This is a genomic window from Paenibacillus artemisiicola, assembly GCF_017652985.1.
GTDB lineage: Bacteria > Bacillota > Bacilli > Paenibacillales > Paenibacillaceae > Paenibacillus_Z > Paenibacillus_Z artemisiicola.
The window spans coordinates 368,992-386,878 of sequence record NZ_JAGGDJ010000004.1 but is presented as its reverse complement, the minus strand read 5'-3'; the positions used below and the strand labels follow the sequence as shown (position 1 = coordinate 386,878).

Below are 17,887 nucleotides of genomic sequence, written 5' to 3'. Positions count from 1 at the left end.
CCAAGAGGTTAGAAAGACGGACATCGAGGAGGGAGCGAGCCCATGCTTCCCGCAGCTTCCAAACGCATGCTTCCGCAGCTCTTGCTGACGCTGCTGATCTTCTGCGCCGCGCCGCTGCTGCTATCGCCGGTCGAGACCCAGTCCCAAGCGCCGGACTGCGGCCAATCTCCCGTACCCGGGGCCAAGCTCGACCTGAGCGAGCCGTACGGATGGGTCCGGCAGACGCCGCTTATCGCCCACGCGCTCGGCGGCATCGGCGGCTTCGCGGGCACGAACAGCCGCGAAGCGATGCTGCAGGCCTACGCCTGCGGCTACCGCGTGTTCGAGACGGACGTGAGCGTCACGTCCGACGGCCATCTCGCCCTTCGCCACGATTGGGACGCCGGTACCTACCCCGTCCTCGGACAGACCCCGCCGGCGAAGGAACGCCCGATGCCGCTCGCGAAATTCCGCGCGCTGCCGATCCAGGGGCACTATACGCCCGCGACGTTCAAGGACGCGCTCGCGTTCATGGCGGATCATCCCGACATGCTGCTCATCACGGATACGAAGGAGCCGGATCCCGCGAAGGCGGCCGCCGTGTTCAAACGGATCGTGGCGGAAGCCGAATCCGTCGATCCGCGGCTGCTCGACCGGATCGTCCCGCAGCTGTACGAGGCGGACAACTACGAGGCCGTCAAGAGCGTGCATCCGTTCAAGCAATACATCTATACCTTGTATTTGAACAAGGATTCGGACGAGCAGGTGCTGCGGGACGTCGCGGCGCGCGGCATCCGCATCGTCGTCATGGACGAGAACCGCTATTCGCCCGATTTCGTGCAAGCCTTGAAGCGGGAAGGCGCGTACGCCTACGTCAACACGATCAACGACGTCGGCCGGATCCGGGAGCTGATGGCGGACGGCGCGCAGGGGGTCATGACCGATTTCATCGTTCCCTCGGCGCTGTCGTGACGGCGAGGGCCGCTGCCGGAACGAGGCGCTTTGCCGAAGCGCCGAGTATGGTATAATGTCCCTGTTTCAACTTGTCCGAGTGGAGGTTTGCAGACATGAAGGTAACGATCATCCATGCCGAGATGACGCATGACCGGGAGAACGGTTACCGGGGGACCGTGCAGTTCGAGGCGGAGGGACACAAGCATCCGTACGAGATCTCGCTGCAGCTGAACAGCCTGCGCGGAACGACGTGGGATTACAGCCTCCGCTTCGCGAAGGAATCCGGCTCGGAAGAGCAGATCGGGGAAGTGGAAGCGGCGATCGAGGCCGACGACGAACTGTTCGACAGGCTGATCGACGCCGCGGCGGACACGCTGCCGGACGATATCGAAGACGGGGAGGCGTAACGATGATCGGAATCGATTTGAGCGGCAGAACCGCGCTCGTCACGGGCGCGACGGGGGAACTGGGGCGCGTCATGGTCCGCACGCTGGCGGCGTGCGGGGCGGACGTGGCCATTCATTACAACACCAACGCGGCGAAAGCGAACGAGCTGGCGGCGGAGGTCCAAGCCGCGGGCCGCCGCGCGGCCGTCGTGCGGGCCGACATTACGAAGCTGGACGACATCCTGGCGATGCGCGACGCCGTGACCGCCGAGCTGGGCCACGTCCATATCGTGGTCGCCAACGCCGTCGTGCAGTACCAATGGACGTCGGTGCTGGAGCAGTCGGAGGACGACTATCGCAGCCAGTTCGAATCGTGCGTCCTGCAGAGCGTCCATCTGGCCAAGGCGTTCGTGCCGGCGATGATCGAGCGCGGCGCCGGACGGATGATCGGCATCAACACGGAATGCGCGATGCAAAATTTCGAGACGCAGTCCGCGTACGTCGCGGGCAAGCGCGGGATGGACGGCGTGTACCGCATCCTGGCGAAGGAAGTCGGCGCGCATCAGATCACCGTGAACCAAGTCGCGCCGGGATGGACGATCTCGGAGCGCGACCGGACGAACGGCACGGAGCGGAGCGAGGGCTACGACAGCCGCGTGCCGCTGAAGCGCAGGGGCACGGACCAAGATATCGCGAATACGGTCGCCTTCCTGGCGTCCGATCTCGCCGGATTCATCACGGGCGCTTATATTCCCGTTTGCGGCGGCAACGTCATGCCCGCCATCTGATTCATGCCTCTCGCGTATCGGCTGCCGCCGCGCCGGCTGCCCGAGGGTGCCGGCCGGCCGCATGCGGCAAAAAAGGGCGATCCTTCCGTCATTCGACGGAGGGATCGCCCTTTTTGCCGCGCGTTACAGGTTGACCTGCCGCGCGGCCCGATCCGGCTTGCGGCGGCCGGCGCGCTCCAGGCGGAGCAGCGCGCGGTAGACGAGGTCCGCGAGCAGGATGCCGCAAGCGGCGTCGAGCAGCGCATGCTGCTTAATAAAGAACGTCGAGACGATGATAAGGGAAGACATCCCGTAAATGAGCGTTTGATTGAGACGAGTGCGGAATTTGCCGTGATACAGGGCCTTCATGACCATGTAGCTGGAGAAGCAATGGATGCTCGGAAAACAGTTGAACGGCTGATCGCGGCGATAGACGAACATCAGCAGCCGCGTGACGGGATCGCTGCCGCTGAGCGCGGGACGCGGCACCGTCGTCTGAAAGACCGTGTAGATGCCGCAGCAGATCAGCGCGCACGCCACGTACGTCACGAGCGCCTTGCGGTACACCGCGGGATCCTTGAAGAAGAAGTAGAGCAGGCAGGCATAGAGGTAGACGATCCATACGGCGTATGGCAGAACGAATAATTTAACGAGCGGGAACGCGAGGTCCCAATGGGTCATCAGGCTGTGAATCGGCCGGTGCGGATGGCGGGACGGATCGTCCGTGAGCGCGTAGAGCCACCCGAGCAGCGGAAACGCGAGCATGCCGGCCAGCGGCAAAAAACGTTTCACCCGGTACTTCCCCTTTCAATCGCGAGCCGCGCAAACCGGCTTTGACGATTCGCGTGGACGGCGACTAGCTTCTTTGCTCGCAATTCGTAATAATATTAGAATATCGGGGTGCGGGCAAGCACCAAAGTCATACGGAAACGCGAGGCGATAACGGCAATGGCAAAAATTGCGGTCGTGGACGACGATGCGCATATCCGCGAGCTGGTGGGGCTCTATTTGCGCGACGAAGGGTTCGAGATCGTCGAATTCGGAAACGGCGAAGCGGCTTGGGCGTATATAGCCGAGAACGGGATCGATATGGTCATCATGGACATCATGATGCCGCGCATGGACGGGTGGGAATTGTGCCGCAGGCTGCGGGCGACCGGCGATATGCCGATTCTGATGATTACGGCGAAGGGCGAGTCGGAGGAGAAGATCAAAGGCTTCCAGCTCGGCACGGACGATTACGTGACGAAGCCGTTCGATCCGATGGAGCTGGTCGTGCGCGTCAAGGCGGTGCTGAAGCGGTACCGGATCTCGGCATCGCAGATGATTACGGTGGGAGGAATCGTGCTGGACCGGCTCGCGTACCAGGTAATCTTCAAGGACACCGAAGAGGCGGTCACCATTCCGCTCAAGGAATTCGAGCTGATGTACAAGCTCGCCAGCCATCCCGGCCAGCTGTTCACGCGGGCGGCGCTGATCGAGCAGATCTGGGGGTTCGAGTACGAGGGCGACGAGCGGACCGTCGACGTGCATATCAAGAGATTACGCGAACGCTTCTCGGCTTATGAGGACCAATTCAAAATCGCGACGCTCCGCGGGCTCGGCTACCGGCTCGAGGTGCTGCATGACTAGGTCGCTGTACGTCCGGACGGTGCTCGTCTTCATCGCGGCCGTCATCGTCAGCCTGGTCTTCGCGTTCGTGCTCGCCATCCATATGTACAGCAGCAACGTCAAGTCGCTGGCGGAGGGCCAGATCATCGCCCACGGGAAGAAAATCATCGCCGAATTAACCGAGGCGTCGCCGGCGGATCTGGACGCGGTCATGGCGAACGCGGTCGAAGTACCGGGTTTGCGCGTCAAAATCATGGACGCGAACGGAGGCACCGTGGCGTACGGCAGCGGAGGCAGCAAGCAAGGCACGCCGATTACGGAGGCCCAGCTGCGGCTCGTGCTGCAGGGCGGCATTTACCGGGGCATGGTGTCTTACGGCAAGGACGAGCACGCCGGGCCGTCGTTCCTGATCGGCCTGCCGTTCCAGCTGGGCGACCGGCCCTACGCGCTCTACATCACGCCGGAGATCGTCCGCCTGCTCGACATGTTCCGCAAATTCACGCTGACGGTGCTCGGGTACGTGCTGGCCGCCGGCAGCCTGCTCATCCTGCTCGCGGCGCGGTACATCGTCAAGCCGGTGCAGCGGCTGACGGACGCGACGAAGCGGATGGCGAAGGGCGATTTCGGCGTCGTGCTGGCGTCGAAGCGCAAGGACGAGCTCGGCGTGCTGACGTCCGGCTTCAACGAGATGGCCGGCTCCCTGCGCATGCTCGACAAGCTGCGCTCGGACTTCGTGAACAACGTGGCGCACGAGATCCAATCGCCGCTGACGTCCATCGCGGGCTTCTCGAAGGCGCTGCGGACGAAGGCGCTGACGGACGAGACGCGCGGCCGGTACTTGACGATCATCGAGGAAGAGAGCCAGCGGCTCTCGCGCCTGAGCGCGAACCTGCTCCGCTTGTCGGTGCTTCAGCAGGACCGCGAGCTGCACAACCCGGCCGCCTTCCGGCTGGACGAGCAGATCCGCCGCTGCGTCATCGCGAGCGAGCCGCAATGGCGGGCCAAGGGCATCGAGCCGGAGCTCGAGCTGGACGGCGTGACGGTCGTCGGCGATGCGGATAGTCTGGAGCAGGTGTGGCATAATTTGATTAGCAATAGCGTCAAATTCGCGGAGCCGGGCGGCCGGATCGCCATTTCGCTCCGGCGGGAGGACGACGCGGCGGTCGCGGAGGTGCGCGATAACGGCCGCGGCATCGAACGGGACGAGCTGCAGCATATTTTCACCCCGTTCTACAAAGCCGACCGCTCCCGCGACTTCGCCGTCAAGGGCAACGGCCTCGGCCTGTCGATCGCGAAAGCGATCGTCGACATGCACGGCGGGTCCGTCGACGCGGAGAGCGACCCCGGCGTGGAGACGCGCTTCACCGTCCGGCTGCCGATCCGGCCGGACGCGGCCTCTGCCTGATTTTGTAACGGCCCGTTCATGCTCAGTTCAAAATCGTCCGGTATCATCCCTCTATATAAAGAGAAGAGGAGAGAAAACAAGTATGAACGGTTTAACGCGTTTCAGCCTGAAGAACAGCGTGGCGGTCGTCATTCTGTGCGCGCTCGTGCTGATTCTGGGCTTCTATTCGACGACCCAGATCAAGCAGCAGACGTTCCCGGACGTGACGTTCCCGGCCGTCTTCATCCAGACCGTATACCCGGGCGCCTCGACCGAAGAAATCGAGTCCGAGGTGACCAAGCCGATCGAGCAAAGCCTGATCGGGCTTAAGAATTACGACTCCTTGACGAGCACGAGCTCGGAAAATTCCAGCAGCATCTTCCTGCAATATCCGTTCGGCACGAACATGGACGATAAAATGAAGGACGCGGAATCCGCCGTCGCCAAGCTGACGCTGCCGGAGAACGCGAAGGTGACGGTGCAGCGGCTGTCGTTCGGCGAAGCGCCGATCTACGAAGCGGCCATCTTCTCCTCCAAGCAAAATTCCGAGGAGCTGCAGAAGACGCTCGAGAACGACGTCGTGCCGAAGCTCGAGAAGGTGGCCGGCGTCAGCTCCGTGTCGCTGAAGGGCTCGGTGTCGCAGCAGCTGCGCATCGACGTGGACAAGGATAAGGCCGCGCAATACGGCATTTCGCTGAGCGCCATCCAATCCGCGATCAAGTCGCTCGATTACGCGCTGCCGCTCGGCTCCGTGAGCCAGGGCGAGAACTCGATTCCGATCCGCCTCGTCGGCAAGATCGGGTCGCTGGATACGATCAAGAACCTGAAGCTGACCCCGGGCTTGGGCGCGGGAGCCGGCGCCGGCCAAGGCATGGGCGCGGGCGCCGGGGCAGGTGCCGGCGGCCAGGTTCAAGGGGCGGCGGGCGCTCCGGCGCTCAAGCTGTCCGACATCGCCGAAGTGAACACCGTCTCGTCCCAGAACGAGATCACGCGGTACAACGGCCAGCCGAGCTTCATCGTCGGCGTCGTGAAGACGCAGGACGCCAACACGGCCGACGTGTCCGACGCGGTCAAGGACGTGCTGAAGACGTATCAGGACAAAGGCACGCTCGACGTCCGCCTCGTGCAGGACCAAGGCGCGGACATCAAGCATTCCGTGTCCTCGCTCATCCGGGAAGGGTCGTACGGCGCGCTGTTCTGCGTCATCATCATCTTCCTGTTCCTGCGGAACGTCCGCGCGACGATCATCTCCATCCTGTCGCTGCCGATCTCGATCTTCGCGACGATCGCGCTGCTGAACCAGATGGGCTACACGCTCAATATTATGACGCTCGGCGGCATCGCCGTATCCGTCGGCCGGATCGTCGACGACAGCATCGTCGTCATTGAGAACATCTACAGATGGCGCCAGGAGAAGGGCCGCGACATGGACGGCAAAGAGCTGGCGTTCCGCGCGACGCGGGAAGTCATCGGCGCGGTCGGCTCTTCGACCATCGCGACGGTCGTCGTGTTCCTGCCGCTGGCGTTCGTCACGGGCATCATCGGCGAGTTCTTCCGCCCGTTCGCCGTGGCGGTCGTCATCTCGATCCTGTGCTCGCTCTTCGTCGCCATGATGCTGATCCCGGTGCTGGGCGCGAAGTTCTTCCGTTCCATCAAGCCGCATAAGGAAGGCGGCCGATTCATCGGCGGCTACGAGCGGCTCATCCGCGGCGCGCTGAAGCGCAAGGGCTGGGTGCTGGCGCTGGCCATCGTGCTCCTGATCGCGTCGTTCGGCACGATTCCGCTGCTCGGCGTGGCGTTCCTGCCGGCCGGCGAGACGGCGTCCATCGCGGTCAACGTGAAAATGCCGGCGCAGACGCCGCTCGCGGAGACGGACGCCGTCGGCGCGAAAGTCGAGAACTACCTCAAAGGCTTGAAGGACATCGATAACTACCAAGCGATGGTCGGCGGCATGGACAATCCGTTCGTGCAAATTCCGAGCACCAACACCGCGACGTTCAAGGTGCAGTTCAAGGAAGGCGCCGACATCGACACCAACGCCCTGATCGACAAGGCGAACAAGGACTTGACCGCGCTCGTGACCGCCGAATCGCCGAAGGCGACCGTCGACATCAAGGAAGGCGCGCAGAACGGCCCGCCGACGGGCAACGAGGTCACGGTCAACCTGTATTCCGACGATCTCGACGCCTTGTCCAAAGCCGCCGTGCAGGTCGAAAACCTGATGAAGGCGAGCCCGGACATGAAGGACGTCGAAAACAACCTGAAGGACGTGTCCCCGAAATGGGTCATGTCGCTGAAGCCGGCCGCGAAGGACCTCGGCGTCTCGTCCTTCCAAATCATGGCCGCCGTGGGCGAGCAGCTTCGTCCCGTCGACGTCGGCACGTACACGCTCGACAGCAAGAACTGGGACATCACGATGGCGTACAAGCAGCCGATCACGTCCAAGGCCGAGCTCGAGAACGTCGGCATTCCGACGGCCGCCGGCGTGAAGAAGCTGAGCGATCTCGTCGACCTGTCGGAATCGACGGCGCCGGTCGCCATCAACCATGAAGAAGGCAAGACGTACGCCGAAGTGAAGGGCAACGTCAAGGACACGGACAAGACGGCTTCCGTCACGAAGTCGATCACGTCGGACATCGACAGCCTGTCGCTGCCGGACAACGTCGACGTCAAGATCGGCGGCGGCCTCGAGATGATCAACAGCGGCTTCAAGAGCATCGGCATCGCGATGGGCGCCGCCGTCGGCCTCGTGTTCCTGGTCATGAGCGTCACGTTCGGCGGTCTGCGGACGCCGCTCATCATCCTCTCGTCCCTGCTCTTCGTGCCGAGCGGCGCCTTGGGCGCGCTGCTTATCACGGGCAACTCGCTGTCGATGAGCGCCATGATCGGGATGCTGATGCTGGTCGGCATCGTCGTCACGAACGCCGTCGTGCTCCTGGACCGCGTCGAGAACAACCGCAAGGCCGGCATGGACCTGCGCGAATCGCTCGTCGAAGCGTCCAAGACAAGGCTCCGTCCGATCCTGATGACGGCTTGCGCCACGATTCTCGCGCTCCTGCCGCTCGCGCTGTCGAAGTCGTCGACCAGCCTGATCTCCGGCGGTCTGGCCGTCACCGTCATCGGCGGCTTGGCGACCTCGACGCTGCTGACGCTGATCGTCGTACCGGTCATCTACGAGCTGACGGGCAAGCGCAGCAAGGTCCGCAAGGACCTGGATTTGTAAGAAGAATGGCTAGCGTTCCCCGTCGATGAACGGGGGCGCGGTCAATGCCGATGCGGTTCGCCGCGCCGGCGCCGGCGAAAGCGCCTTTCCCGAGCGGAAAGGCGCTTTTGGTTGATTTTGGGAAGGAATCCCCGGTACACTGGGGGAAGGAGGTGGACGCGTGATGAAGCAAAACAAATACGACGATCCCGGATTCTTCGCGAACTACAGCCAAATGGCGCGTTCGGTCGGCGGGCTCGAAGCCGCGGGGGAATGGCAATCGTTCCGCCCGTTGCTGCCGGAGCTCGCGGGCAAGCGGGTGCTGGACATCGGCTGCGGTTTTGGCTGGCACTGCCGGTACGCGCGCGAACAAGGCGCGGCGTCGGTCGTCGGCATCGACATTTCCGAGAACATGCTGGCGCGCGCCCGGGAGATGACGGACGACCCGGCGATTGCGTACCGCCGGCTGGCGATCGAAGATCTCGACTACCCGGACGGCGCGTTCGACGTCGTCGTCAGCTCGCTCGCGCTGCATTATATCGAGCGGTTCGATGACGTCTGCCGGACCGTGCACCGGCTGCTCGCCGCGGGCGGCAGCTTCGTGTTCTCCGTGGAGCATCCCGTCTTCACGGCGCGCGCCGCGCAGGATTGGCATTACGGTCCCGGCGGCGAGAAGCTGCATTGGCCGGTGGACCGGTATTACGAGGAAGGCTTGCGGGAAGCGCGGTTCCTCGAGAACGACGTCATCAAGTACCACCGGACGGTGTCGACGATTCTGAACGCGCTGATCGAAGCGGGCTTCCGCATCCGGAAGCTGTCGGAGCCGCAGCCGGCGGCGGAACTGCTGGCGAATAGCCCGGCGATGCGCGACGAGCTGCGCCGGCCGCTGTTCCTGATGGCCGCGGCGGACCGGCTCGACTAGAACAGGCAACAAAAAGGCCAGCCCCGGCCGATCTTCTTCAGATCGGTCGAGGCTGGCCTTTGTCGTGCGTCCGGCTTACGTATGCAGCGTCTCGCCCGGCCGCGCGCCGGCCGCCATGACTCTCCGCCGGTTGACGGCGCCGTGCGCGACGAACGAACCGACGGCCATCGCCGCGGTGACGACCGCGAGCCAGGCGACCGGCGTCAATCCGCCGCCGTCGTAGAGGCCGCCCATCACGTAGGGGCCGACGACCCGGCCCGCGGATCCGATGCCGCCGGCCAGCCCGAGGTAGAACGGGGCGTGCGCGCCGCCGTTCTCGCTGAGGAAGGCCGGGATCGCGGGCGCGATCAGCATCTCGCCGAGCGTGGTGAGGAACATGCCGAGCACCATGCCCGGGAAGCTGTGCGCCGCCAGAATCGCGGCGAACCCGGCGAGGTAGAAGACCGCGCTCGCCGTGAGCTGCGCCTTGACGGTGCCGGCCGCGAGCCGCTTGATCAGGCTCGTGAGCGGCTGCGCGACGAAGATCAGGATGCCGTTGAACGTCCAGAGGAAGCCGTACATCTGCTTGGACATGCCGTGCTCGATGATGAACGGCGAGACGCCGGTGTTCCAGATGCTGTTGCCGAGGTTGATCAGCATGCCGCCGAGCGCCATGAACAGGTAGAGGCGGACGTCGGCCAGCAGCGTCCAGACGCGGGCATCCGCGGCGCGCTTCTTCGGCGGGCCGCTGTCGCCTGCGCCCTTGCCGACGCGGCCGAGATAGAGCAGGAAGAAGACCGCGAATACCGCCGCCGTCACGCCGTTCAGCACGAAGCTGAGCGAATAGGACACCGCGGCGAGGAAGCCGCTGAGCGCCGTGCCGACCGCCACGCCGATGTTGTTGGCGACGTAGATGACGTTATAGAGCTCGCCGCGCCGATCCGCGAACCGGAAGCCGACGAACGCCTGGATGGCCGGCATCGACAAGGCGTTGAACAAGCCGATCAAGCCCATGAGGACGATGAAGACATGCCAGGCGTGGCTGACCGCCGGCAGGAGGAACAAGCCGGCCGCGTTGAGCGCGAGCGAGCCGATGATGAGCCGCTTCACGCCGATCCGGTGGTACAAGGCGCCGCCAAGCAGCTGGCCGGCGATGCCGCCGAGCGATTGGACGAGAATGACGAGACCGGCGTCGGCCATGCTGCGCCCGAGCTCGTCGAAGACGAACATCGAGATGAGCGGCCACATGAGCGCGCTGCCGATCGCGTTGATCAGGCTGGCGAGCAGGAAGACTTTGATTTCTTTGGGATAAGCGGCGAGCATGTAAGGAAGCACCCCCGATGCGCTGAACAAGCTGACAAGCTTCTATTATAGCGCATGAAGGCGTACAACTGTTGGATAAATTAAATATTTAAATCGGCATCCTGCGCCGACCGCCACCTGGTCGGGGACGCGCCGACGTATTTTTTGAACACGGTCGCGAAATGCTGGCTCGTCTTGTAGCCGAGATCCATCGCCACGCCGGTGACGCTGCTATCCGCCCGGCGCAGCAGCTCGCAAGCGCGGGCCATGCGCTGCCGGTCGACGTAGCTCGCGGGCGATTGGCCGTGCAGCTCCTGGAACAGGCGGTAAAAATGCGACTCGCTCACGCCGACCCGCGCGGCCAGCTCCTTGTTCGCCCAGCGCCGTTCCGGCTCCGCTTCGATCTCGGCGGAGAGGCGCAGCATCGCTTCGCGCAGGTCGAGCGGAAGCTGGCGCGCGGCCGGCGGATCGAGCAGCTGCAGCAGGATGTCGAGCAGGTAGTGGCGCGCCCGGAAGAGGTCGTCCGCCGTGCCGTGCTCGAGCACCCCGCGCAGCTTGGCGAACGGCTCGCGCGCGCGGAGATCCGCGGTGACGATGCGCGGCAGCGCGTTCAGCGCGGCGCCGATCCTTGCGCGGTCGGCCTCGCCGAAGCCGAGCCAGCCCGGCAGCTCGGCCGGATCGACGACGATGATCCACCAGATGATGGACGGCTCCATGTAGCGGAACCGGGCCCGGTGCCATTCGCCCGGCTTCGTGTGGAAGAACTGGCCGGCATGCGACGGATACAGCGCGTCGCCGACCTCCCACGTGACCCGGCGGTTCTCGACGTACACGAATTCGTAGCAGCGCTCGTGGCGGTGGTCGGAGAGCGGCGTCGCCTCCGTGAGCCGGTCGTAGCCCATCATCTCGAGCTCGGGGAAGCCGGCGAACGCGCCCGAAGCGCGCCATTCGTGCTCCCAGCGCGCGGAATCGGTTTTGCCGCGGGGCATCTCGGATCAGCTCCTGTCGGTTGTTTCTAATCGTCTGATTCAAGTGACTTGGTTAACTGGTTGAGCGTTGCTTTGTTTCTGATCGTCTGATTCAAGTGACTAGGTTAACTGGTTGAGCGGCTCTTTGTTTCTGATCGTCTGATTCAAGTGACTAGGTTAACTGGTTGAGCGGCTCTTTGTTTCTGATCGTCTGATTCAAGTGACTTGGTTAACTGGTTGAGCGTTGCTTTGTTTCTGATCGTCTCGATGTTTCTAATCCTATTGGATAGGTTTCCGGAAGTCAACGCGCCGGCTTCTTTCTACAATGAAGCTAACGAACGACGCAAGGCCATCCGCGAAACGAAAGAGGGACGACGAACATGGGCGTAATTCCGTATCAGGTGACCGAAGAGGACAAGAAGCGGTTTGACGAGGACGGCTACTGGATCAGCCCGAAGCTGCTGGACGACGAGACGATCGGACGGCTGCGGGAAGCGCACGAGCGCGTGTGGAGCAGGAAGTACGACGGCTACGGCCTGCCGATGCATCACTTCACGCTGTCCGACAATCCGCACGCGATTCGCAAGTTCGACAACGGCTGGTGGATCAACGACGAGGTCCGCGCCGTGGTGACCGACCGCAATCTCGGCGAGATGGCGGCTTCCCTGCTGAACGAGGATGCCATCCGGCTGTGGCACGACCAAGTCATCTACAAGCCGGGCACGAACGGCCAGGAGACGAACGCCGGCAACGTCGGCTGGCATCAGGATTACGGGTATTGGCGCGTCAGCAGCACGACGAACATGGTAACGGTCTGGATCGCGCTGCAGGACACGGACCTGACGAACGGCGGCATGATGACGATACTGGGCTCGCATAAATGGGGCGCGGTGGAAGGCAGCGACACCTTCTTCGAGCAGGACATGGGCAAGCTGAAAGCGAAGTTCGCCAATCGCGAGGACTGGGTCGAAGAGCCCTGCATCTTGAAGGCGGGCCAGGCAAGCTTCCACCACGCGCTGACGTTCCACGGCTCCGGTCCGAACCTGACGAACGAGCCTCGGCTGTCGGTCGTCGCGCATCTCATGCCGGGCGACACGTATTTTCGCGGAGGCCGGTTCAAGCACGACAATCTCCGCCTGCTGGGCGCGCGTCCGGAACCGGGCATGCGCTTCGACCGCGAAGAGTATTTCCCGCTGCTGTACGCCAAATAACGCGCGCGCGCGCTTGCGCGCTTGCGCAAGAACGCCGTCCCCCCGGGACGGCGTTTTTGGGTTAGGAAGTTGAACCTCTTTTCGATTGAATTATTTAGATTGGGTTATTTAAACTGGGATATTTAAAATGCGTTATTTAGGCTGCGTCGTTTAGAATGCGTTGTTCGGATTGCGTTAGTTAGAAGGCGTTTCGATAAGCATTTTCGGCCGCTTGTTGACGGGGTTACGGGATCCGGTTGCGCGGATTGGGTTGCGTTTTCGGTTGCGTTGGTCTGCGTTGGTCTGCGTGCGAGAGAAGCGTTGCGTCTATAGTTTGCGTTTTGGCGGCGATCCGTGCATGCTCAAGGGAAGACCGCAACCGCTTGAAGAAGGGACTGGCGCACATGATCGAACCTATTTCGTTGTTGGACCCGGCGGCGGTCCGGGAGCTGCTCGCCGTTCAGCGGGCGGCGTATCGAATCGAGGCGGAGCTGATCGGCTTCGACGGCATCCCGGGACTGCGCGATACGGAAGCGTCGCTCGCGGCGTGCGGCGAAACGTTTTACGGCCGCTACGAATCCGGCGCGCTGGCCGGGGCGATTTCGTTCAAGACGGACGCGGGTACCGTCGATATCCACCGGCTTGTCGTCCATCCCGCGCAATTCCGCAAGGGCATCGGCGAAAGCCTGCTCCGGCACGTGCTCGCGCTGTACGCCGGGCGAGCGGACCGTTACCTCGTAGCCACGGGCGCCGCGAATCTGCCGGCGCTGCGGCTGTACCGCAAGCTGGGCTTCGCGGAATCGCGGATGTTCGAGCCCGTGCCGGGACTGCGGATCGTCGAGCTCGGGCGGCGAGGCGGCGAGCCGGATGCGTTCGACCGCTAGCCGTCTTGTTTGGACAACCGGCTTCAGGGATTCGCAGCCAAGCCTTCGCGCATTGATGCAAAGGCTTTTTGCCATCAGACCGATGGAAGGCCAATGAAACCAACGGCCGCCAAAAGCCGGAGATAGGCGCAGCCGCGAAAAAGAAAGGGCGCCTAAGAGGCTGTCTTGATTTTTTTGTCTTGATAAAACAACATAAAACAATTAAAATCAAATAAAAACAATATTTTAATATGGGTTTGATTCCAGGTTTACATTTTTCTTTTATACTGACCTAGAATTCGGGAGAGAAACACGCAAATGTGGCAAACGAGAGAACATGAAGGAGTGATTGGCCGATGATTCAAGCAGTCATGCTGGATTGGGCGGGCACGATGGTCGATTTCGGCTGCTTCGCGCCCCTGAACGTATTCGTGGACGTCTTCGCCCGCAGAGGCATCGAGGTCACCGTGGAGGAAGCGCGCGGACCGATGGGGATGCTGAAGCGCGACCATATTCAAGCCATGTGCCGGATGGAACGCATCGCGGGCCTGTGGGAAAGCCGCTTCGGCGCGACGCCGTCGGAGGCCGACGTGGACGCGCTGTACGCGGACTTCGAGCCGATGCTGTTCGGCACGCTGAAGGACTACGCGACGCCCGTGCCGGGCGCGGTCGAGCTGGCGGCCAGATTGCGCGCGCAGGGCATCAAGATCGGCTCCACGACCGGCTATACCCGGGCCATGATGGACGTCGTCCGTCCGAGCGCGGAGGCGCAAGGCTACGCGCCGGATTACCTCGTGACGCCGGACGAAGCCGCGGCGGGCCGGCCCTATCCGTGGATGATCTACCGCAACGCGGAGCATCTCGGCGTCTATCCGATGCATCAGGTGGTGAAAGCGGGCGATACGGTCAGCGACATGCAGGAAGGCGTGAACGCGGGCTGCTGGACCGTCGGGGTCATCCTCGGCAGCAGCGAGCTCGGGATGACCGAAGCGGAAGCGGCGGCATGCGAAGCGGGCGAGCTGCAGGCGCGCAAAGACGCCGTCGCGAAGCGGCTGCGGGATGCCGGCGCCCACTGCGTGATCGACCGGATCGGCGAGCTGGACGGCCTCTTCCCGGAGCTGAACGCGCGGATCGCGAAAGGGGAGCGCCCATGATGGGCGATGTCACGCACGGCTTGGCGCCGGCGAGCGGCGCCGACCGGTCCGGGACGAAGGAAGGCCGCGCGCCGCAGCGGCCTTACTTGCTGCTGACGCCGGGACCGCTCACGACCTCCGACACCGTCAAGGAAGCGATGCTTCGCGACTGGTGCACCTGGGATCAGGATTATAACTCGCTCGTGCAAAGCATCCGCGGCCGGCTCGTGCGGCTGGCTACCGCCGCTTCGCCCGATGCGTATACGGCCGTCCCGATGCAGGGCAGCGGCAGCTTCAGCGTCGAAGCGGTGATCGGCACCGCCGTCCCGCGCGAGGGCAAGCTGCTCGTGCTGGCCAACGGCGCGTACGGCCAGCGGATCGCGCAGATGGCCCGCATCTACGGCATCGCCTTGTCCGTGCTGGACTTCGGCGAGACGGACCGCGTCGAACCGGAAGCGGTCGAGCGGCGCCTGAACGAGGAGCCGGACATCACCCACGTCGCGGTCGTGCACTGCGAGACGACGACGGGCATGCTGAACCCGATCGCGGAAATCTCCGCCATCGTCAAGCGCCGCGGCAAAACGTACATCGTGGACGCCATGAGCAGCTTCGGCGGCATCCCCATGGACGTGCACGAGCTGCGCATCGATTACTTGATCAGCAGCGCGAACAAGTGCATCCAGGGCGTGCCGGGCTTCGGCTTCGTCATCGCCCGCGTCGAAGCGCTCGCGGCCTGCGAAGGCCAGGCGCGATCCCTGTCGCTGGACCTGCACGGCCAATGGGCGGCGATGGAAGCCGGCGGGGGCAAATGGCGCTTCACGTCGCCGACGCACGTCGTGCGGGCGTTCGACCAGGCGCTGCGCGAGCTGGAGCAGGAAGGCGGCGTCGAGGCGCGCTACCGCCGCTACCAAGGCAATCAGCAGCTGCTGGCCGACGGGATGACGATGCTCGGCTTCTGCTCGCTGCTGAAGAAGGACGTGCAGTCGCCGTTCATCACCGCGTTCTATTATCCGCCCGTGGAGGGCTTCAGCTTCCAGCAGCTGTACGACTGGCTGAAAGAGGCGGGCTTCGTCATCTACCCGGGCAAGATCAGCGCGGCGGACACGTTCCGCATCGGCAACATCGGCGAAGTGTACCGCGAAGATATCGCCCGGCTGCTGCAAGCCATCGAGGATCTGCGTTTCTGGTAGTCCGAACAAGCATGCGGAGGAAGAAAGGGGGGCGATCGACCATGTCGCTGATCGGCGAAGAACGCAAACGGCAAATTCTCGGGCTGCTGAACGACGCGGGCAAGGTGCATACGAGCGATCTCGTGAACCGGCTCGGCGTATCCTCCGAATCGATCCGGCGCTATCTGGAGGAGCTGGAGGACGAGAACCGGCTGAAGCGGGTATACGGCGGGGCGGTGAAGCTGACGCTGGCGCACGAGGAGCTGTCCCACACGAAGCGGGAAGTGCTGCGCGCGGAGGAGAAGCGGCGGATCGGCCGGGTCGCCGCGGGCCTGGTGCAGGACCACGACGTCATCGTCATCGACGACGGCTCCACCTGCCTGCAGATGATCCCGTTTCTCGTCTATAAGGAGCATCTGACCATCGTGACCAATTCCATCTCCGGCTTGAACTTGTTGATCGATTACCGGAACAAGGACATGTTCGGCGGAGACGTCATTTTCGTCGGCGGGAAAATCGACTCGCGTCACTTCCGGATCTCCGGAACGATCGCCGAGAAATTCATGAACGATATCTTCGTCAACAAGGCGTTCATCTCGATCGACGGCATGATGCCCGAGCAGGGCATTACGAGCTACGACGCGGACCGGGCGATTCTGGCGCGCAAATTCATGGCGAACAGCAAGCAGAGCATCGTGCTCGCCGACAGCACGAAGCTGGGCAACGGCACGATGTACAAAATCTCGGATTTGGCCGGCATTGATACGATCATTTGCGAGGAGCCGCATCCGGAGAGCTGGGCGGACGCGATCGCGAGGAGCGGCATCGCGTGGCTGACGGCGGAATAGGAACGTTCGGCGGACGCCGGACCGGAAGCGCTTCGCGGAGCGCGTCCGGCCGGCGTTTGGCGTATTCGGGAGGACCGGTGCGGCTCCGGGAGCCGGCGGGGATCAGGCGCGTCCCGTTCTGGCGCCGCTAACCGCGGTCGAGCCTCAGCATGCGCCGCGTGAACAGGATCTGCCACCGGAGACTCAGGAAGAGGGGGACGTAGACGAGCGCCGAATACCACCAATGCCAGCCGTTGTAGTAGAAGATGCCGTAATGGATGGACAAGAGCTCGTACGCGACGGAGAACGCGTCCCAGGCCAACAGGTACGCGAAGACGCGGGGCGCGCCCCGGCCTTCGGGATAGAAGTTCAGCAGCAAATAGTTCAGCGCCGGGTAGACGCCGAGCAGCACGACCATCGTGATCGCATCGACGCCTTTATGAAAGTAACCGTACAAGTCGTAATCCAAATCCAGGAAGATGTTGACGGTCGATTCGAAATAAAGCCCGAACAACGTCGAGGTCAGGATCTCGATCCGCGATAGCCTGCGAGGCGCGAGGAAAATCAAGGCGAACAGGATGACGATGGACACGATTAAAAACGTCATGACGACCTCCGACCAGCTTTCGATTCCGTAAAGGAAAGTACGAGTAAAGTGTTACCAATTCGGACGAAGCCGAATCATTCGGCTGGAGGACAGCCGTCCGTGCGCAGCGGCGCACCGCGAATGCGCGGCCGGTTGGCGCGCGCGGCGGTTCAAGGACGCTGCATGCGGCGATGAAGGAAGGGCTACGTACGCCAAGAGGCTATGCGCGCCAAGAAGCCACGCAAGCCTAAGACGATGCACGCCCCAGATGCCATGCCGCCAAGCCGTCATGCAAAAAACGCCATGCAAGCCAAAAACGCACCCGTCAGCCGATAGCGGCCGGCAGGTGCGTTTTTGGCTTGTTCGTCTTTCCTGCGCCGCAGAGGCGGTCAGCCGCCCGCGCGGGAGGAGTCCGCCGCGGAAGCGGGGCCGGCGCCGCCGCCTTCCGGAGATCCGCCGTCGGGACGCCGCCCGACCATCCTCGCTTTCTCTTCGTCCAGGATCAGCCTGCACAACAAAGCCGTATACAGCACGCCCCAAGAGGTTCTTCTACTCACGTTCTCACTCCCTTTGCGCATTCGGCGACCGCTTCCGTTCGGCCGGCGATCGTTCCTATCTTTCATTAACCCGCGTGGGCGCAGCGAATCAGTTTCGGATGGAAAAAT

17 protein-coding genes are annotated in these 17,887 nt (G+C 63.2%); 12 read left to right on the top strand and 5 right to left on the bottom strand.

Features of this window, described 5'->3' with window-relative positions; all coding sequences use genetic code 11:
• The first annotated feature begins 42 nt into the window (after positions 1–42).
• From I8J29_RS10190 to I8J29_RS10180, 3 genes are all read left to right on the top strand, one after another.
• A complete protein-coding gene (locus tag I8J29_RS10190; protein ID WP_208847490.1) occupies positions 43–951 on the top strand; it encodes a phosphatidylinositol-specific phospholipase C/glycerophosphodiester phosphodiesterase family protein in 909 nt (302 codons plus the stop codon).
• A 95-nt stretch (positions 952–1,046) separates the two neighbouring features.
• Positions 1,047–1,340: a hypothetical protein gene (locus I8J29_RS10185; protein ID WP_090646696.1), complete on the top strand. Its 294-nt coding sequence runs from the start codon at positions 1,047–1,049 to the stop codon at positions 1,338–1,340.
• A 2-nt stretch (positions 1,341–1,342) separates the two neighbouring features.
• Positions 1,343–2,107: an SDR family NAD(P)-dependent oxidoreductase gene (locus I8J29_RS10180; RefSeq protein WP_240546038.1), complete on the top strand. Its 765-nt coding sequence runs from the start codon at positions 1,343–1,345 to the stop codon at positions 2,105–2,107.
• Positions 2,108–2,230: 123 nt separating this feature from the next.
• On the opposite strand, the gene I8J29_RS10175 is transcribed toward I8J29_RS10180, so the two are convergent.
• A complete protein-coding gene (locus I8J29_RS10175) occupies positions 2,231–2,878 on the bottom strand; it encodes a phosphatase PAP2 family protein (protein WP_208847489.1) in 648 nt (215 codons plus the stop codon).
• Positions 2,879–3,034: 156 nt separating this feature from the next.
• Here I8J29_RS10175 and I8J29_RS10170 point away from each other — a divergent pair, with 156 nt between their 5' ends.
• The 4 genes from I8J29_RS10170 to I8J29_RS10155 all read left to right on the top strand — a co-directional run bounded on the left by I8J29_RS10170 (position 3,035) and on the right by I8J29_RS10155 (position 9,205).
• Positions 3,035–3,718, top strand: a complete 684-nt coding sequence (locus I8J29_RS10170; protein WP_208847488.1) for a response regulator transcription factor — start codon at positions 3,035–3,037, stop codon at positions 3,716–3,718.
• Entirely contained in the window at positions 3,711–5,102 is a 1,392-nt protein-coding gene (locus I8J29_RS10165) for a sensor histidine kinase (protein WP_208847487.1), read from the top strand. The genes I8J29_RS10170 and I8J29_RS10165 overlap by 8 nt, the downstream gene beginning before the upstream one ends.
• 82 nt (positions 5,103–5,184) lie before the next feature.
• Positions 5,185–8,304 carry an efflux RND transporter permease subunit gene (locus I8J29_RS10160; protein WP_208847486.1) on the top strand — a complete coding sequence of 1,040 codons (3,120 nt, stop codon included), beginning with the start codon at positions 5,185–5,187 and terminating at the stop codon, positions 8,302–8,304.
• Positions 8,305–8,467: 163 nt separating this feature from the next.
• Complete coding sequence (locus tag I8J29_RS10155; protein WP_208847485.1) at positions 8,468–9,205, top strand: class I SAM-dependent methyltransferase; 738 nt, start codon at positions 8,468–8,470, stop codon at positions 9,203–9,205.
• A gap of 75 nt (positions 9,206–9,280) precedes the next feature.
• Here I8J29_RS10155 and I8J29_RS10150 read toward each other — a convergent pair whose 3' ends face one another.
• Positions 9,281–10,507, bottom strand: a complete 1,227-nt coding sequence (locus tag I8J29_RS10150) for an MFS transporter (protein ID WP_208847536.1) — start codon at positions 10,505–10,507, stop codon at positions 9,281–9,283.
• 80 nt (positions 10,508–10,587) lie between these two features.
• Positions 10,588–11,475 carry a helix-turn-helix transcriptional regulator gene (locus I8J29_RS10145; RefSeq protein ID WP_208847484.1) on the bottom strand — a complete coding sequence of 296 codons (888 nt, stop codon included), beginning with the start codon at positions 11,473–11,475 and terminating at the stop codon, positions 10,588–10,590.
• A gap of 359 nt (positions 11,476–11,834) precedes the next feature.
• Between I8J29_RS10145 and I8J29_RS10140 the strand changes: the two genes are divergently transcribed.
• From I8J29_RS10140 to I8J29_RS10120, 5 genes are all read left to right on the top strand, one after another.
• Positions 11,835–12,665, top strand: a complete 831-nt coding sequence (locus I8J29_RS10140) for a phytanoyl-CoA dioxygenase family protein (protein WP_208847483.1) — start codon at positions 11,835–11,837, stop codon at positions 12,663–12,665.
• Positions 12,666–13,048: 383 nt separating this feature from the next.
• Entirely contained in the window at positions 13,049–13,528 is a 480-nt protein-coding gene (locus I8J29_RS10135) for a GNAT family N-acetyltransferase (RefSeq protein WP_208847482.1), read from the top strand.
• Between the two features lie 335 nt (positions 13,529–13,863).
• Positions 13,864–14,661 (top strand): phosphonoacetaldehyde hydrolase, encoded by a 798-nt coding sequence (phnX, locus tag I8J29_RS10130; protein WP_208847481.1) that lies wholly within the window; start codon positions 13,864–13,866, stop codon positions 14,659–14,661.
• Positions 14,661–15,830 carry a 2-aminoethylphosphonate--pyruvate transaminase gene (phnW, locus tag I8J29_RS10125; RefSeq protein ID WP_208847535.1) on the top strand — a complete coding sequence of 390 codons (1,170 nt, stop codon included), beginning with the start codon at positions 14,661–14,663 and terminating at the stop codon, positions 15,828–15,830. Before phnX ends, phnW begins: the two co-directional genes overlap by 1 nt.
• A gap of 41 nt (positions 15,831–15,871) precedes the next feature.
• Positions 15,872–16,657 (top strand): DeoR/GlpR family DNA-binding transcription regulator, encoded by a 786-nt coding sequence (locus I8J29_RS10120; RefSeq protein ID WP_208847480.1) that lies wholly within the window; start codon positions 15,872–15,874, stop codon positions 16,655–16,657.
• 127 nt (positions 16,658–16,784) lie between these two features.
• Here I8J29_RS10120 and I8J29_RS10115 read toward each other — a convergent pair whose 3' ends face one another.
• Positions 16,785–17,243, bottom strand: coding sequence for a CBO0543 family protein (locus I8J29_RS10115; protein ID WP_208847479.1), 459 nt, complete (start codon positions 17,241–17,243; stop codon positions 16,785–16,787).
• A 368-nt stretch (positions 17,244–17,611) separates the two neighbouring features.
• Positions 17,612–17,779: a hypothetical protein gene (locus tag I8J29_RS10110; protein ID WP_208847478.1), complete on the bottom strand. Its 168-nt coding sequence runs from the start codon at positions 17,777–17,779 to the stop codon at positions 17,612–17,614.
• Between the last annotated feature and the right edge of the window lie 108 nt (positions 17,780–17,887).

Coding starts and splice junctions, on each gene's coding strand:
- phnX (WP_208847481.1), top strand. CDS start 13,864: ATGATTCAAGCAGTCATGCTGGATTGGGCGGGCACGATGGTCGATTTC.
- I8J29_RS10165 (WP_208847487.1), top strand. CDS start 3,711: ATGACTAGGTCGCTGTACGTCCGGACGGTGCTCGTCTTCATCGCGGCC.
- I8J29_RS10155 (WP_208847485.1), top strand. CDS start 8,468: ATGAAGCAAAACAAATACGACGATCCCGGATTCTTCGCGAACTACAGC.
- I8J29_RS10160 (WP_208847486.1), top strand. CDS start 5,185: ATGAACGGTTTAACGCGTTTCAGCCTGAAGAACAGCGTGGCGGTCGTC.
- I8J29_RS10150 (WP_208847536.1), bottom strand. CDS start 10,507: ATGCTCGCCGCTTATCCCAAAGAAATCAAAGTCTTCCTGCTCGCCAGC.
- I8J29_RS10135 (WP_208847482.1), top strand. CDS start 13,049: ATGATCGAACCTATTTCGTTGTTGGACCCGGCGGCGGTCCGGGAGCTG.
- I8J29_RS10185 (WP_090646696.1), top strand. CDS start 1,047: ATGAAGGTAACGATCATCCATGCCGAGATGACGCATGACCGGGAGAAC.
- phnW (WP_208847535.1), top strand. CDS start 14,661: ATGGGCGATGTCACGCACGGCTTGGCGCCGGCGAGCGGCGCCGACCGG.
- I8J29_RS10180 (WP_240546038.1), top strand. CDS start 1,343: ATGATCGGAATCGATTTGAGCGGCAGAACCGCGCTCGTCACGGGCGCG.
- I8J29_RS10120 (WP_208847480.1), top strand. CDS start 15,872: ATGTCGCTGATCGGCGAAGAACGCAAACGGCAAATTCTCGGGCTGCTG.
- I8J29_RS10140 (WP_208847483.1), top strand. CDS start 11,835: ATGGGCGTAATTCCGTATCAGGTGACCGAAGAGGACAAGAAGCGGTTT.
- I8J29_RS10145 (WP_208847484.1), bottom strand. CDS start 11,475: ATGCCCCGCGGCAAAACCGATTCCGCGCGCTGGGAGCACGAATGGCGC.
- I8J29_RS10115 (WP_208847479.1), bottom strand. CDS start 17,243: ATGACGTTTTTAATCGTGTCCATCGTCATCCTGTTCGCCTTGATTTTC.
- I8J29_RS10170 (WP_208847488.1), top strand. CDS start 3,035: ATGGCAAAAATTGCGGTCGTGGACGACGATGCGCATATCCGCGAGCTG.
- I8J29_RS10190 (WP_208847490.1), top strand. CDS start 43: ATGCTTCCCGCAGCTTCCAAACGCATGCTTCCGCAGCTCTTGCTGACG.